17 protein-coding genes are annotated in these 14,782 nt (G+C 73.7%); 8 read left to right on the forward strand and 9 right to left on the reverse strand.

The genetic code is table 11. The features are described from left to right. Window positions 1-13 precede the first annotated feature (13 nt). The 6 genes from JYA75_RS18260 to JYA75_RS18285 all read right to left on the reverse strand — a co-directional run bounded on the left by JYA75_RS18260 (window position 14) and on the right by JYA75_RS18285 (window position 4,976). Window positions 14-205: a hypothetical protein gene (locus JYA75_RS18260; protein WP_158507569.1), complete on the reverse strand. Its 192-nt coding sequence runs from the start codon at window positions 203-205 to the stop codon at window positions 14-16. A 460-nt stretch (window positions 206-665) separates the two neighbouring features. Then, on the reverse strand, window positions 666-1,907 hold the full coding sequence (mshC, locus tag JYA75_RS18265) for a cysteine--1-D-myo-inosityl 2-amino-2-deoxy-alpha-D-glucopyranoside ligase (RefSeq protein ID WP_006939365.1): 1,242 nt from the start codon (window positions 1,905-1,907) through the stop codon (window positions 666-668). 51 nt (window positions 1,908-1,958) lie between these two features. Further along, entirely contained in the window at window positions 1,959-2,762 is an 804-nt protein-coding gene (locus JYA75_RS18270; RefSeq protein WP_050035239.1) for an SCO1664 family protein, read from the reverse strand. A 4-nt stretch (window positions 2,763-2,766) separates the two neighbouring features. Continuing rightward, window positions 2,767-3,351 (reverse strand): DUF3090 domain-containing protein, encoded by a 585-nt coding sequence (locus tag JYA75_RS18275; protein WP_006939363.1) that lies wholly within the window; start codon window positions 3,349-3,351, stop codon window positions 2,767-2,769. A 42-nt stretch (window positions 3,352-3,393) separates the two neighbouring features. Then, entirely contained in the window at window positions 3,394-4,074 is a 681-nt protein-coding gene (locus JYA75_RS18280; RefSeq protein WP_006939362.1) for a histidine phosphatase family protein, read from the reverse strand. Window positions 4,075-4,130: 56 nt separating this feature from the next. Beyond that, window positions 4,131-4,976 (reverse strand): undecaprenyl-diphosphate phosphatase, encoded by an 846-nt coding sequence (locus tag JYA75_RS18285; RefSeq protein WP_170914091.1) that lies wholly within the window; start codon window positions 4,974-4,976, stop codon window positions 4,131-4,133. 191 nt (window positions 4,977-5,167) lie between these two features. Here JYA75_RS18285 and JYA75_RS18290 point away from each other — a divergent pair, with 191 nt between their 5' ends. From JYA75_RS18290 to JYA75_RS18310, 5 genes are all read left to right on the forward strand, one after another. Continuing rightward, window positions 5,168-6,106: an aldo/keto reductase gene (locus tag JYA75_RS18290; protein ID WP_029543698.1), complete on the forward strand. Its 939-nt coding sequence runs from the start codon at window positions 5,168-5,170 to the stop codon at window positions 6,104-6,106. Window positions 6,107-6,214: 108 nt separating this feature from the next. Beyond that, entirely contained in the window at window positions 6,215-6,889 is a 675-nt protein-coding gene (locus JYA75_RS18295; protein ID WP_006939358.1) for a biliverdin-producing heme oxygenase, read from the forward strand. Continuing rightward, window positions 6,886-7,896 carry an ABC transporter substrate-binding protein gene (locus JYA75_RS18300; protein WP_006939356.1) on the forward strand — a complete coding sequence of 337 codons (1,011 nt, stop codon included), beginning with the start codon at window positions 6,886-6,888 and terminating at the stop codon, window positions 7,894-7,896. The genes JYA75_RS18295 and JYA75_RS18300 overlap by 4 nt, the downstream gene beginning before the upstream one ends. Beyond that, entirely contained in the window at window positions 7,893-8,972 is a 1,080-nt protein-coding gene (locus JYA75_RS18305) for an iron ABC transporter permease (protein WP_185712752.1), read from the forward strand. Before JYA75_RS18300 ends, JYA75_RS18305 begins: the two co-directional genes overlap by 4 nt. Then, window positions 8,969-9,871, forward strand: a complete 903-nt coding sequence (locus JYA75_RS18310; protein ID WP_239010467.1) for a heme ABC transporter ATP-binding protein — start codon at window positions 8,969-8,971, stop codon at window positions 9,869-9,871. Before JYA75_RS18305 ends, JYA75_RS18310 begins: the two co-directional genes overlap by 4 nt. Here JYA75_RS18310 and JYA75_RS18315 read toward each other — a convergent pair. Beyond that, window positions 9,824-10,171, reverse strand: a complete 348-nt coding sequence (locus JYA75_RS18315) for a hypothetical protein (RefSeq protein WP_050035237.1) — start codon at window positions 10,169-10,171, stop codon at window positions 9,824-9,826. The two genes, JYA75_RS18310 and JYA75_RS18315, sit on opposite strands and share 48 nt — an antisense overlap. A 138-nt stretch (window positions 10,172-10,309) precedes the next feature. Between JYA75_RS18315 and JYA75_RS18320 the strand changes: the two genes are divergently transcribed. Genes JYA75_RS18320 through JYA75_RS18330 form a run of 3 tightly spaced genes read left to right on the forward strand, consistent with a single transcriptional unit; the run spans window position 10,310 to window position 12,689 of the window. Then, window positions 10,310-11,317, forward strand: coding sequence for a hypothetical protein (locus JYA75_RS18320; RefSeq protein WP_050035236.1), 1,008 nt, complete (start codon window positions 10,310-10,312; stop codon window positions 11,315-11,317). Then, on the forward strand, window positions 11,317-11,577 hold the full coding sequence (locus JYA75_RS18325; RefSeq protein ID WP_006939347.1) for a DUF5703 family protein: 261 nt from the start codon (window positions 11,317-11,319) through the stop codon (window positions 11,575-11,577). The genes JYA75_RS18320 and JYA75_RS18325 overlap by 1 nt, the downstream gene beginning before the upstream one ends. Before the next feature lie 41 nt (window positions 11,578-11,618). Beyond that, window positions 11,619-12,689, forward strand: a complete 1,071-nt coding sequence (locus JYA75_RS18330; protein ID WP_050035235.1) for a quinone-dependent dihydroorotate dehydrogenase — start codon at window positions 11,619-11,621, stop codon at window positions 12,687-12,689. 110 nt (window positions 12,690-12,799) lie between these two features. Here JYA75_RS18330 and JYA75_RS18335 read toward each other — a convergent pair whose 3' ends face one another. Together JYA75_RS18335 and JYA75_RS18340 are read right to left on the reverse strand one after the other, a co-directional pair. After that, a complete protein-coding gene (locus JYA75_RS18335; protein ID WP_006939343.1) occupies window positions 12,800-13,333 on the reverse strand; it encodes a YbhB/YbcL family Raf kinase inhibitor-like protein in 534 nt (177 codons plus the stop codon). A 29-nt stretch (window positions 13,334-13,362) separates the two neighbouring features. Next, a complete protein-coding gene (locus JYA75_RS18340) occupies window positions 13,363-14,724 on the reverse strand; it encodes a M20/M25/M40 family metallo-hydrolase (protein WP_050035234.1) in 1,362 nt (453 codons plus the stop codon). Window positions 14,725-14,782 lie beyond the last annotated feature (58 nt).

A 14,782-nucleotide genomic window follows, 5' to 3' on the forward strand; every position in this document is an offset into this window, starting at 1 on the left:
GCTGCCGCCGGGCTCAGTGCACCCGAAGCACTGTGCCGGCGTCGGCCAGCACGGCGCTGGCCTCTGCGGCGTCGGCGTCGGTGCCGGTCGGATCGAGATAGGTGCCCTCGCCATGTTCGGTGTCGGCTGTGGTTGAGGCGACGGCGCCGGTGTGGTCACGCTCCGCCACTGGGTCGGGGTGCCTCGGTGCGGGATCGAACGCCATCGACCACACGATCCAGCCCGCTCAGCGGCGGCGTGGATCCCGACCTGGCAGGAACTGCATCTACCACGACCGAAACTTCCACCTACCTGTGGCAATTGCGACGAGTACGGCTGGCTTCCCGACGACGAACTCGGCAGAGCGGTTCGCCGCCCTTGCCGCCGCACCGGATTCGAGCGGCCGGTAACACCCCTCGGAGTTCCGAGCGCACGCAGGCGCGCCGAACCTCGCTCCGCCCACGACCGCACGCACCGAATGCTGCGTGCGAGTAATGCGTGACGCGGAAGAAGCGTCCATTCGCCGTGGTCGTTCCGATGGATCCGCCGTCACATCGCAACAACCTTCCTGAACCTATCGGGCCGCAGCGACGCACTCCTGGACCGGCACGCTCCACACTATGAGTCGAAAGTGCACATCTGCCTTGGCCTGTCGTGACGAAATGTGCACGTTCGACAAACCAGCTTCAGCGCAGCGGGATGCCGAGCAGGGCGTCGACGGCGTTCGCGAACGCGACGGGCGCGGAGGTGTCGTCGCCGCCGCGGTCGACGGCGAAGCGGGCCCAGGCGTCGAGGGCGTCGAGGGCCTTGGGGGTGTCGAGGTCGTCGGCGAGGTGCTGACGCAGCCGCGCGATGGTGTCGTCGGCGGACTGGGCCGAGCCCAGGGCCGCGGCGTCGCGCCACAGGGCGAGGCGGGCCTGGGCGTCGGCGAGGACCTGATCGGTCCAGGCGCGGTCGGTGCGGTAGTGCCCGGCGAGCAGGCCCAGGCGGAGGGCGGCGGGGTCGACGCCCTGGCCGCGGAGCTTGGAGACGAACACGAGGTTGCCGCGGGACTTGGACATCTTCTCGCCGTCGAGGCCGATCATCCCGGTGTGCACGTAGTGCCGGGCGAAGCGGCGGTCGCCGGTGACTGCCTCGGCGTGGGCAGCGGAGAATTCGTGGTGGGGGAAGATCAGGTCGCTGCCGCCGCCCTGGACGTCGAAGCCGCTGCCGATGCGGTTGAGGGCGATGGCGGCGCATTCGATGTGCCAGCCGGGGCGGCCGTCGCCGAACGGGGACGGCCAGGCCGGTTCGCCGGGCCGCTGCGCGCGCCAGAGCAGGGCGTCGAGCGGGTCGCGCTTGCCGGGCCGGTCGGGGTCGCCGCCGCGTTCGGCGAAGAAGTGCTCCATGGTGGCGCGGTCGTAGCCGGATTCGTAGCCGAACTGCTCGGTGGCGTCGGCGCGGAAGTACACGTCGGGGTATTCGGCGTCGTCGACGATGTACGCGGCGCCGGAGGCGACGAGTTTCTCGACCAGTTCGACGACCTCGCCGACGGATTCGACGGCGCCGATGTAGTCGCGGGGCGGCAGGACGCGCAGCGCCTCCATGTCCTCGCGGAACAGGGCGGTCTCGCGCATGCCGAGGACGATCCAGTCTTCGCCGTCGCGGGCGGCCCGTTCGAACAGCGGGTCGTCGACGTCGGTGACGTTCTGGACGTAGTGCACGTCGTGGCCGGCGTCGCGCCACACGCGGTGGACCAGGTCGAAGGCGAGGTAGGTGGCGGCGTGACCGAGGTGGGTGGCGTCGTAGGGGGTAATGCCGCAGACGTACATCGTGGCCGTGGGGCCCGGGGTGACGGGGCGGACCGCGCGATCGGCGGTGTCGTACAGCCGGAGCGGGGGGCCCTGACCGGGGACGGACGGGAGCGCGATGTCGGACCATGACAGCATGCGCACGAGCCTAGTAGAGGGCGCGGGCGGCTCCGGACGGAGGCCGGGTCCTCAGAACGCCGGCCAGGGGATGCGCCGCTCTCCGACCGGGCGGGGCATGACGGGGCGGCGGAGCAGGGCGCCGACGCGGCCCCGCAGGGCGGCGACCTCGCCGGCGGTGATGTGGGTGCCCAGCCGCTGCCCGAGTTCGCCGTCGAGTTCGCGGGCGAGTTTGTCCAGGTCGACGAGCAGCGACGGGTCGACCTGGCTGCCGGCCCAGCCCCACAGCACGGTGCGCAGCTTGTTCTCCCGATGCAGGCAGATGCCGTGGTCGACGCCGTACACGCCGCCGTCGACGCCCTCGAGGGCGTGCCCGCCCTTGCGGTCGGCGTTGTTGAGGATCACGTCGAGCACGGCCATGCGCTGCAGTCGCGGGTCGTCGGCGTGGACGAGGACGACGTCGGTGCCGTCGAGATCGCGGGCGCGCAGGACGGGCAGCCAGCCGGGCGGGACGGCGTCGATCGGGCACAGGTCGACCAGGTCGAGGCGGCCGGGCGGGTCGGCGGGGTCGGGGGTGTCGATCCACCGCTGCACCATGCCGGTCCCGAAGGGTCCCTCGCGCAGCACGGTGGTGGGGATGACGCCCCAGCCGAGGGCCTCGGAGACGAGGTAGGAGGCCACCTCCCGGCCGGCGAGGGTGCCGTCGGGGAAGTCCCACAGGGGCCGTTCGCCGCGGACGGGCTTGTACACGCAGCGCACGGTGGTCGCGTCGAGGGTGGCGTCGCACACCAGGGTGGCGTTGCTGGCGTGCACGACGCGGCCGACCACGGTGAGTTCGCCGTCGGTGAGCACGGTGCGGACGTCGGGGCTGCCCACCGGCTCAGGTCTCCTCGCCGAGCCAGGCGGCGGGGTCGAAGCCCTCGGTGCGCAGGTACCCGTTGGTGCGTACGCAGATGTGGCCGCCGCCGACCGGTTCGCCGCACAGCGGGCACGGGGTGCGGCCGGCGGCGACGACGAGTTCGGACCGGGCGGCGAATTCGCGGGCCTGCTGGGGGGTGAGGAAGACGCGGACCGCGTCCGGGCCCTCCTCGGCGTCGTCGAGGACGACGGACTCGTCGACTTCGGTCTCGGTGACGGCGAGCAGCTCGACGACGACGTTGCCGCTGTCGGCGTCCCAGCCCAGGCCCATGGTCCCGACGCGGAACTCCGCGTCGATGGGGGTGACGAGCGGACTGATGTCGACGTCCGCGTCCTCGGGCAGGTCCGTGCCGAAGCGGCGGTGCACCTCCTCGAGCAGCAGGCCCATGCGGTCGGCGAGGATCTGCACCTGCTGCTTCTCGAGCATCACGCTCACCACCCGGGAGGCGTGCACGGCCTGCAGATAGAACACCCGGTCGCCGGGTTCACCGACGGTGCCGGCGACGAACCGGTCCGGGGTCCGGAAGACATGTATCGCGCGGGCCATCGCACCTCCTCGTTGTCGAATCCATCCGGTGTCGCTCTCCCATTATCCGCCGCGGGGACCGACCTCCCCGCCCGGCACGGGCGCCGGTTGCGCCGGCGGCGCGAGCCCGGACAGGTCCGAGCCGGTGTCGTTGACGCGCAGCACGAACGGGCGGGTCTCGGTGTAGCGGACGACGCTGAGGGAGGCGGGCTCGGCGACGATGCGCTGATAGCCGTCGAGGTGCGTGCCGAGCGCGTCGGCGAGGACGGCCTTGATGACGTCGCCGTGGGTGCAGGCGATCCAGACGACGTCGCCGCCGTGGGCGGCGGCGAGGCGGCCGTCGTGTTCGCGGACGGCGGTGACGGCGCGGGCCTGGACCTGTGCGAGGCCTTCGCCGTCGGGGAACACCGCGGCGGAGGCGTGCTGCTGGACCACCTTCCACAGCGGTTCCTTCAGCAGGTCACCGAGTTCGCGGCCGGTCCACTGCCCGTAGTCCACCTCGACGAGGCGGTCGTCGACGAGGGGGGTCAGGCCGCGGTCGGCGGCGAGGGGGGTCACCGTCTGGCGGCAGCGCAGCAGCGGCGAGTGCACGATCTCGGCGATGGTGAGGCCGGCGAGCCGGTCGACGAGGCCCTTGGCCTGGATGTGGCCCATCTCGTCGAGTTCGACGCCGGGGGTGCGGCCGGCGAGGACCCGGGAGGTGTTCGCCGTCGAGCGCCCGTGCCGCAGCAGGATGACCGTCATGAAGCCAGCCTAATGGGCCGGGCGCCCGACGAGCGGGCCCGGCGTGGGTCCCGGGGTCAGGTGGCCGAGATGGTGCCGGTGGCGAGCAGGGCCAGGACGACGGCGCCGAGGGCGATGCGGTAGCCGACGAACCAGTACATCGAGTGGTTGACGACGAACCTGAGCAACCAGGCGATCGAGGCGTAGCCGACGGCGAATGCGACGGCGGTGGCGACGAACAGCTGGGCGCCGGAGGCGTTGAGGCCCTCCCCGGCGGGTTCGAACGCGTCCGGGAGGCTGAACAGGCCGGAGGCGACGACGGCGGGGATGGCGAGCAGGAACGAGTACCGGGCGGCGGCCTCGCGGGTCAGGCCGAGGAACAGGCCGGCGCTGATGGTGCCGCCGGAGCGGGACACCCCGGGGATCAGGGCCAGCGCCTGCGCGCTGCCCATGAGGATGCCGTCGCGGAGGGTGAGTTCGTCGAGCTTGCGGGTCTTGCGGCCGTAGCGTTCGGCGGCGGCGATGACGAGGGCGAACACGATGAGCATGGTGGCGATGAGCCACAGGTTGCGGGCGCCGGTGCGGATCTGGTCCTTGAACAGGAATCCGAGGACGCCGACGGGGATGGTGCCGACGATCACGTACCAGCCCATGCGGTAGTCGAGGTCGCTGCGGTGTTCGCGGTGGGCGAGGCCACGGAACCACGCGGCGACGATGCGGACGATGTCCTTGCCGAAGAAGACCAGGACGGCCGCCTCGGTGCCGAGCTGGGTGACGGCGGTGAAGGACGCGCCGGCGTCGGTGCCGAAGAAGATCTCCGAGACGATCCGCAGGTGGCCGGAGGACGAGATCGGGAGGAACTCGGTCAGACCCTGCACGAGGCCGAGGACGAGGGTCTGGAGCCAGGTCATGGATTCGCCGATCACGCGGCGACCTCCGGGTGATCGTGGGGACGGTCGCCGGGGGTGGGGTCGATTTTCACCTGGGCGAGGGTACGCGGCGCGGCGGAACGGTTTTCGCGGCCTCGCGGCACTAGGGTGCTGGGTCAGGGGCGGCGGTCGCGGCTGCGGCGGATCGGCCCCGTCGGTCGGATGGTCACGAGGCGCGGGCGGATATGGAACACAGAACGGTGGGTGCGAGCGGGCTGCGGGTCTCGCGGCTCGGTCTGGGCACCCTGAGCTGGGGACGCGGCACGGACGGGGACGAGGCGGCGGCGCAGCTGTCGGCGTTCGTCGACGCCGGCGGCACCCTGGTCGACACGTCCCCCGCCTACGGCGACGGGGTGGCACAGCGGATCCTGGCGGAGCTGCTCGACGACGTGGTGCCGCGGGATCAGCTGGTGGTGTCCGGCAGCTCGGGCATCGACACCTCGAAGGTCGGGGCGGGCCGGGTGGACTGTTCCCGTGCGGGCCTGCTCACGCAGCTGGACCGCACGTTGCGGGAGCTGGGCACCGACCACCTGGACCTGTGGCAGGTGGCGACGTGGGATCCGCGGACGCCGGTCGACGAGGTCGCGGCGGCGCTGGAGTTCGCGGTGACCAGCGGCCGGGCCCGGTACGTGGGGGTGCGTGGGTACCTGGGCTGGCAGCTGGCGACGGCCGCGGCGGTGGCGACGCGCCACGCGCCGCTGGTGGCGACGCAGGTGGAGTACTCGCTGCTCGCGCGCGGGGTCGAGGAGGAGCTGATCCCGGCGGCGCTGCACCACGGGGTGGGGGTGTTCGCGGCGGTGCCGCTGGCGGGCGGGGTGTTGACGGGCAAGTACCGCGACGGCATCCCGGCGGACTCGCGCGGCGCCGACGACGTGCACACCGAGGAGGTGCGCAGCTATCTGACCGAGCCGGCGGCGCGGGTGGTCGAGGCGGTGGCGACGGCCGCGGACGGGCTCGGGACGTCGCCGCTGGCGGTGGCGCTGGCGTGGGTGCGGGACCGGCCGGCGGTGGCGTCCACGGTGGTCGGCGCGCGGGATCTGGCGCAGCTGACCGGGGTGCTGGTGGCCGAGGAGCTGGAGTTGCCGGCCGCGATCGCGGCCGCGCTCGACGACGTCAGTGCGTGACCTCGGACACGTCGCCCCCCGGATCCGCCGCCGGGTCAGGTTAGCCTGTCTTCTAGGTCGGCGTGGGTGCGCCGACGGTGGACGTCGGGCACGAGGAGGAACCGGTCGATGACCGCGATCGAGGTCACGGGGTTCGCGGAACGGCTCCGGCGCGAGACGGCGCAGGCGCACAGCGATACCGAGAACGCGCAGTTCGTCACCGAACTGCTGGCCGGCCGGCTCACCCGGGAGGGCTACGCGGCGCTGCTCGCCCAGTCGTGGTTCGTCTACGAGGCGCTCGAGCGGGTGGGCCGGGGCCACGCCGGCGACCCGATCGCCGGGCCCTTCCTGGACGACGCGTTGCTGCGCACCCCGGCGCTCGAGGCGGATCTGACGTTCCTGCTCGGCCCGCGGTGGCGGGAGACGATCGCGCCGCTGCCCGCGGCCGAGCGGTACGTCGCGCGGCTCGAGCGGGTGGCCGCGGCGCGGCCGGAGGTGTTCCTGGCCCACCACTACCTGCGGTATCTGGGGGACCTGTCCGGCGGCCAGATCATCCGGCGCATGCTCGAGCGGGCCTACGGGTTCGACCGGGACGGGCTGCGGTTCTACATCTTCGACGACATTCCCAAGCCCAAACCGTTCAAGGACGCCTACCGGGCGAAGCTGGACGCGGCGCCGCTCGACGAGGTGCAGCAGCGCACGGTGATCGACGAGGCCAACCTCGTGTTCGGGCTCAACGGCGACCTGTTCGCCGACCTGGCCGCCGACCTCGATCGGTACCGCACGACCCCTCCCCTGCCATGACGCGGCGCGGCCTCTTCGCGTTCCTCGCCGCGGCGCTCGCGCTCGTCGCGCTCGTCGCCGGCTGTTCGGCCGCCCCGACCGGGGGTGCCGGGACCGGGGCGCGCACCGCGGTGGTGGACGACCCGAACCCGCGGCCGATCACCGAGGCTCCCGCCCCGGCGCTGCCGGTGACGGTCCGCAGCGTCGACGGCGCCGAGGTCACCGTCACCGACGTCGCCCGCATCGTCACCGCCGATCGGTCGGGCACCCTCGCGCAGACCGTGTTCGCCCTCGGTCTGGGGGACCGGCTGGTGGGGCGGTCGACGGCGGGTTTCCCCGCCGTCGAGCAGGTGCCCAATGTCACCCCCGGTGGGCACGGGCTCTCGGCCGAGGCGATCCTGGCCCTGGCCCCGACGGTGGTGCTGACCGACACGTCGGTCGGCCCGCTGGCGGTGCAGGAGCAGCTTCGGGCCGCGGGCGTGCCGGTGGTGTTCGTCGACCCGCGCCGCACGCTGGCGACGGTCGGCGAGCAGATCCGTTTCGTGGCCCGGGCCCTCGGCGTGCCCGCGGCGGGTGAGGCCCTGGCCCAGCGCACCGACGACGAGATCGCCGCGGCCCGCGCGGCCGTGCCGGACGACGGCGACCGCCCGACCGTGGCGTTCCTGTACCTGCGCGGGTCGGCGATCAAGATGCTCGGCGGTCCCGGGTCGGGCGCCGACGCGCTCGTCGAGGCCCTCGGTGGCCGCGACGCGGGCACCGTCGCCGGCTTGACCTCCGAGTTCACCCCGATCACCAGCGAGGCGATGATCGCGTCCGCCCCCGATGTGATCTTGATCATGACCGAGAGCCTCGCCTCCGTCGGCGGACCCGCGGGGCTCGCCCAGCTGCCCGGCGTCGCGCAGACCCCCGCCGGGCGCGACGGCAACGTCGTCGACATGGCCGACTCGGTGCTGCTGAGCTTCGGCCCGGACACCGGGCGGGTGCTCGCCGCGCTCGCCGCTGCGCTCTACCCCGCCGCGCCGGCATGAGCGCCGTCGACACCGCCGCGCCCGCCCGGCTGCCCGCCGCGCACCGCGGCCGGACCGCCGCGGTGGTCGCGGGCCTGACGGTCGCGCTGCTGGTGCTGGCGGTGCTCTCGGCGTGCCTCGGGCAGGTGCCCACGTCGCCGGCCGAGGTGATCGGCAGCGTGCTGCACCGCGCCGGGCTCGACCTGGGGCCGCTGCCCGCCCACCCGGCCGGGGAGGTCACGCTGTGGGAGGTGCGGTTCCCGCGGGTGGTGCTGGCCGTCCTGGTCGGCGCGTCGCTGGGCTGCGCGGGGGCCCTGTTGCAGGGGGTGTTCGCCAACCCGCTGGCCGAGCCCGGCGTGATCGGCGTGTCCGCGGGCGCCGCCGTCGGCGCGTGCGCCGCGATCGTGCTCGGCGGCGCGTTCACCGCCGGATGGGCCCTGGCCGGCGCCGCGTTCGCCACCGGTCTGCTGACCACGAGCCTGGTGTACGTGCTCTCGCGTTCCGAGGGCCGCACCGAGGTGGTGACGGTCATCCTCACCGGCGTGGCGGTCAACGCGTTCACCGGCGGCCTGATCGCCCTGTTCACCTTCGTCGCCACCCCCGCCGCCCGCGACCAGATCGTCTTCTGGCAGCTCGGCAGCCTGGGCGGGGCCACGTGGGACGTCGTGGCGGTGGTCGCGCCGCTGGCGCTGGGCGGGATCGCGGCGGCCGTCGTGCTCGCCCCGAAGCTGGACCTGCTCGCCCTCGGCGAGCACGTCGCGCGGCATCTCGGTGTCGACGTCGAACGGGTGCGGCAGGCCGCCATCGTGATCGTCGCCGTGCTGGTGTGCTCCGGGGTCGCGTTCACCGGCATCATCCTGTTCGTCGGCCTCGTGGTGCCGCACCTGATGCGGATCGCGCTCGGGCCCGCGCACCGCGTGCTGATCCCCGCCGCCGCGCTGTGCGGCGCGGTGGTGCTGCTGGCCGCGGACCTCGGCGCCCGCACCCTGGTGGAGAACGCGGACCTGCCGCTGGGCATGCTGACCTCGCTGGTCGGCGGCCCGGTGTTCTTCTGGATGCTGCGCCGCACCCGGGCGCGCCAGGGAGGCTGGGCGTGAGCCCGCGCCTGCCGTGGCCGGACCGGCACGTGCCGGCCCGTGCCGGCCGCGGCGCGGTGACGCTGCGCGCCGCCGGGGTGCGGGTCCGCCGCGGGGACCGCGTCGTCCTCGACGGCGTCGACCTCGAGGTGCGGGTCGGGGAGGTGCTCGCGCTCGTCGGCCCCAACGGCGCCGGCAAGTCCACCCTGCTGGCCGCGCTCGCCGGCGACCATCCCGTCGCCGCGGGCCGCGTGGCGGTCGGCGACCGCCCGCTGGCGGAGTTCTCGGCCGCCGCCCTGGCACGTCGACGGGCGGTGCTGCCGCAGCAGCACGCCGTCGGCTTCGCGTTCACCGCGCTGGAGGTGGTGCGGATGGGTCGCGCGGCGTGGGCGCGCACCGGGCGCAGCCGGGACGACGACGCCCTGGTGGCAGCCGCGCTGACCGAGGCCGACGTCACGCACCTGGCGCACCGGCCGTTCCCCGCGCTCTCCGGCGGCGAACGGGCCCGGGTGGCGCTGGCGCGGGTACTGGCCCAGGACACCGAGACGCTGCTGCTCGACGAGCCCACCGCCGCGCTCGATCTGGGCCATCAGGAGACGGTGATGCAGGTGGTGCGGGCCCGCGCCGACGCGGGCACCGCCGTCGTGGTGGTGCTGCACGACCTGGACCTGGCCGCGGCGTACGCCGACCGGATCTGCGTGCTCGAACGGGGCCGCGTCGCCGCCGACGGCCCGCCCGCGCAGGTGCTGACCGGCGAGCTGCTCACCCGCGTGTACGACTACCCGGTGCGGGTCCACGCCCATCCCGAGACCGGCGCACCGCTGGTGCTGCCGCACCGGCCGCCGCGGCACCGCGAGGCGGGTGCGGCGGGGTCAGCGGCCCGGCAGCATCCCGAGCACGCGGTCGAGCAGCGTCGGTGACCGGCACGGCCGGGCGCGCGCGACGGTGTCCCGCACCGCCGCCACCACGCTGCGTTCGTCGGCGAGGTCGATCTCCGCGACCGACGCCCGGGCCCGGGCGATCACGTCCGCCGCGGTGGGGACGGCGACACGGCCCGCGGGCCGGTACACCTCCACCCGCAGCGTCTTGCGGCGCACCCGGAACGAGAACGGCTGTCCCTCGTCGGTGCGACCGAACCCGTGCGCGTGGACGCCCGGGCTGACGTATTCGACGGCGAAGCCGTCGGCGGGCACGTCGGCCGAGCCGGTGGGCCAGGTCACATCGGTCTCCTCGCGGGGTGGAGGGCGGGCGAGGCGCCTGCGGCGGCGCCGCGGCGATCAGGAACACTGGGGGTCGGGTGCGGGGCCGGCGACGGTGCCGCCCCGGACCGACCGTGGACGAGTACGAGGAGCGAGACGATGGGCAGACCGGCAGCACGTGGCGCCGCCGCGGCGGTGGGGTTCGCGTTGGCGCTGGTCACCGGGTGTTCCTCCTCGAACAGCGGCGACAACCTGCCCACCATCGACGCGGCCACGCCGGCCGTGGCTCCGGCGCCGGCCGTCCCGCCGGCGGGAACGGTGCAGGCGCTGGGCCGTGCCGTCGACGCCCTCACCGTCGATCCTGGCACGAGTACGGTCGCCGCGCTCACCGACGACGGGTCGCGGCTACTGCTGCTCGGGGCCGCCGATCCGGCCGCGACGCCCCGCGAGGTCGCGCTGCCAGCCGCGGCCGTGACCGTGGTTCCCGGGGCCGACGGCGAGGTCCTGGCCCCCGGTCCCGGAGTCGTCGCGCGGGTGGATGTGCGGGCGGGCACCGTCGCCGAGGTGCCGGTCGACGGCGACGCCCGCGCCGCGGCCGTGCTGGCGGACGGCCGCCTCGCCGTGGGCACCGCCGACGGTGTCACCCACGTCGTCGACCCGTCTGGTGCGACGCAGACCGTCCCCGGCCTGGCCTCGGTCGACGCGCTCGCCGCGGTGGGCACGTCGCTCGCCGCCCTGGACCGTCGCCAGACCTCGCTGACCGAGGTCGACGTCGCCGAGGGTGATCTGGGGCTGGCGTTGCGCGCCGGGGAAGGCGCCACGCAGCTGACCACCGATCCGTTCGGCCGGGTGCTGGTGACCGACACCCGCGGCGGGGAACTGCATGTGTACACCCTCGACCCGCTGGTGCTGCGCCAGCGTTACCCGGTGCCGAACGCCCCGTACGGCGTCGCCTACGACACCGCGAACGATCTCGTGTGGGTCACCTCGACCGGCAGCAACGAGGTCATCGGCTACGATCTGTCGACCGGGATTCCGCAGGAGCGGGGCCGGTACGCGACGGTGCGGCAACCGAACTCGGTGGCGGTCGACGCCACCGACGCGGTCCTGGTGATCGGGTCCGCGACCGGGGACGGACTGCAGCGGATCCCGATCGGGGGTGTGTGATGGCAGGGGCACGCGAGGTGGGCGGCCGGTGGACCCGGCTGCCGGTGGGCTGGGACACCAGCAACGACGAGTACGAGTACGTGCCGCTGCGGCTGCCGCGCGACGTGTCCCGGGTCAGCGCGTCGCTGCGGCTCGCCATCCAGGCCGAGTTCCACGGCTGGGAGCTGACGCGGGTGCGGCTGTATCCCGACGGCAGCCGCCGGGTGCTGCTGCGTCGCCGCAAGACCGGCCACCACGTTCCCGAACCCACCGTTCGTTGACGCCGACCCCGGGCACCGCCCGGGCCTGCAGGGAGTGTTACGTGTATCGCTTGTTCCTTCGACTGCTGTTCCTGCTGCCGCCGGAGCGGATCCACCACATCGCGTTCACGGCGATGCGGCTCGCGACCCGGGTCCCGCCGCTGCGGGCGCTGATCGCGAAGATCCTCGTCGTCGACGATCCGGTGCTGCGCAACACGGTGTTCGGGGTGACGTTCCCGGCCCCGCTCGGCCTTGCGGCCGGCTTCGACAAGGACGCCGCCGGGGTGAACGCCTGGGGCCCCCTCGGCTTCGGGTTCGCCGAGATCGGCACCGTCACCGCCCAGGCGCAGCCCGGCAACCCGGCGCCCCGGCTGTTCCGCCTGCCCGCGGACCGGGCGCTGATCAACCGGATGGGCTTCAACAACCACGGGGCCGGGGAGGCCGCGAACCGCCTGCGCACCCGCGTGCACACCGTCCCCATCGGCGCGAACATCGGCAAGACCAAGATCGTCGCGCCCGGAGACGCCGCCGACGACTACACCGCCAGCGCGCGGCTGCTCGGCCCGCTCGCCGACTTCCTCGTCGTCAACGTCTCCTCCCCCAACACGCCCGGGCTGCGGGACCTGCAGGCGGTCGAGTCGCTGCGGCCGCTGCTCGCGGCGGTGCTGGACACCGTGCACGTGCCGGTCCTGGTGAAGATCGCCCCCGACCTGTCCGACGCCGACATCGACGCGGTGGCCGACCTCGCCGTCGAGCTCGGGCTGGCGGGCATCGTCGCCACCAACACCACCATCCGGCGGGACGGGCTGCGCACCGACCCGGCCCGGATCGCGGAGATCGGCGCCGGCGGCCTGTCCGGTCCGCCGGTCGCGGAGCGCTCGCTCGAGGTGCTGCGCCGGCTGCACGCGCGGGTCGGTGACCGGCTGGTGCTGATCTCGGTCGGCGGCGTCGAGACCGCCGAGCAGGCGTGGGAGCGGATCCTCGCCGGCGCGTCGCTGGTGCAGGGCTACACCGGTTTCATCTACGGCGGCCCGTTCTGGGCGCGCCGCATCCACAAGGGCCTCGCCCGCAAGGTGCGGGCCGCGGGCTTCGGTTCGGTCGCCGAGGCGGTCGGCGCGGACGCCCGCGTCTGATCCGCCGAGCCCGGATCGGCGGGCCGGGACACGCCCGTCCGGACAGGCACACCCGTCCGGACGGGTGTGCCTGTCCGATTCCGGTGCGGAGGCGATCCGCGGAACGCGGTCTACTGCTCGAACGTGCCGTGCAGCGTCGCGCGCGCGATCGCGTGCGAGAACACGTTGAAGCCGAGGAACGCGGGCGTCGAGCCGGTGCCCACCCCGTCGAGCTTGTCCACGTCGAGGGCGTGCACGGCCACGATGTAGCGGTGCGGGCCGTGCCCGGCCGGCGGGGCCGCGCCGAGGAAGCGGTGCAGGCCGCCGTCGTTCTTCAGGGTGACCGCGCCCTCGGGCAGGCCGGAGCCGGTGTCGTCGCCGGCGCCGGCGGGCAGCGACGTCACCGAGGCCGGGATGTTCGCCACCGCCCAGTGCCAGAACCCGGACGCGGTCGGCGCGTCGGGGTCGAACACGGTGACGACGAAGCTCTTGGTCTCGGGGGGAAAGCCCGACCACGACAGCTGCGGGGAGATGTCCTGCCCGCCGGGAACCCCGAAGATCCCGCTGGCCTGTGCCGGCTTCAGCGGCCGACCGTCGGTGATGTCCTCGCTGGTGAGCTCGAACGTGGGCAGGTCGGGCAGCGGCGCGTACGGGTCGTGGGCCATACCGGTCCTTTCTCTGGGTGCTGGTGTGCTCAGGCGTGCAGCAGGAAGTGTTCCATGACGCGGGTGCCGAAACGCAGCGCGTCGACCGGGACACGCTCGTCCACCCCGTGGAACAGCGCGGCGAAATCCAGCTCCGGGGGCAACTGCAGCGGGGCGAACCCGAAGCAGCGGATGCCGAGCTTGGCGAAGGCCTTCGCGTCGGTGCCGCCGGAGAGCATGTAGGGCACGGTCCGGCCGAGGGGATCGTGGGCCAGGATCGCCGCGTTCATCGCCTCGACGAGTTCGCCGTCGAATGTGGTCTCGTACGAGTCGAGGTCGGTGATCCACTCGCGGGTGACGTCCGGGCCGATCAGTTCGTCGACGGTGCGTTCGAACTCGGCGCGCCGGCCCGGCAGGATGCGGCAGTCGACGACGGCCTGCGCCGTCTGGGGAATGACGTTCGCCTTGTACCCGGCGTCGAGCATGGTGGGGTTGGCGGTGTCGCGCAGGGTGGCGCCGACGATGCGGGCGATGGACCCGAGTTTGGCGAGGGTGCCGTCGAGGTCGGGCGAGGCTGGATCGAAGTCGAGTCCGGTCTCCTCGGCGACGGCGGCGAGGAACTCGGCGACGGAGTCGGTCAGCACGAGCGGGAAGGTGTGGGTGCCGAGCCGGGCGACGGCCCGAGCGAGGGCGGTGACGGCGTTGTCCTCGTGCAGGAACGAGCCGTGGCCGGCGCGGCCCTTGGCGGTCAGCCGCATCCAGCCGAGGCCCTTCTCGGCGGTCTCGACGAGGTAGAGGCGGCGCTCCCCGCCGTCCCGGCGCGGCACGGTCAGGGAGAATCCGCCGACCTCGCCGACGGCCTCGGTGATGCCGTCGAACAGGTCGGGGCGGTGCCGCACGAGCCAGTGGCTGCCGTAGGTGCCGCCGGCCTCCTCGTCGGCGAGGAACGCGAAGACCAGGTCGCGCGGCGGCACGATGTTCTCGGCCTTGAATCGGCGGGCGACGGCCAGCATCATCCCGACCATGTCCTTCATGTCGACCGCGCCGCGACCCCAGACGTAGCCGTTCTCGACGGCGCCGGAGAAGGGGTGCACGCTCCAGTCGGCCGGTTCGGCGGGGACCACGTCGAGGTGCCCGTGCAGCAGCAGTGCGCCCCGGGACGGGTCGGCACCCGGCAGGCGGGCGAACACGTTGCCCCGGCCGGGAGCCCCGGATTCGACGTATTCGGTGGTGTAGCCGACCTCCTCGAGCCGCGCCGCCACCCACATCGCGCAGTCCCGTTCGCCGCGGGTGGTGGCGAGGTCTCCGGTGTTGGAGGTGTCGAAGCGGATCAGCTGCGACACCAGGTCGACGACTTCGGCCTCGGCGCGGGATCCGCCGGCCGGCTGGGCGGGATTCGATGTTGTGGACACGGTCCCCTGTCTACCATCGATCTCGGCAAACACGCAGGTGGGCGGGGCGATTTGGGCG

The sequence above is a fragment of the Rhodococcus sp. PSBB066 genome (genome assembly GCF_017068255.1).
Taxonomy (GTDB): domain Bacteria; phylum Actinomycetota; class Actinomycetes; order Mycobacteriales; family Mycobacteriaceae; genus Rhodococcus; species Rhodococcus aetherivorans.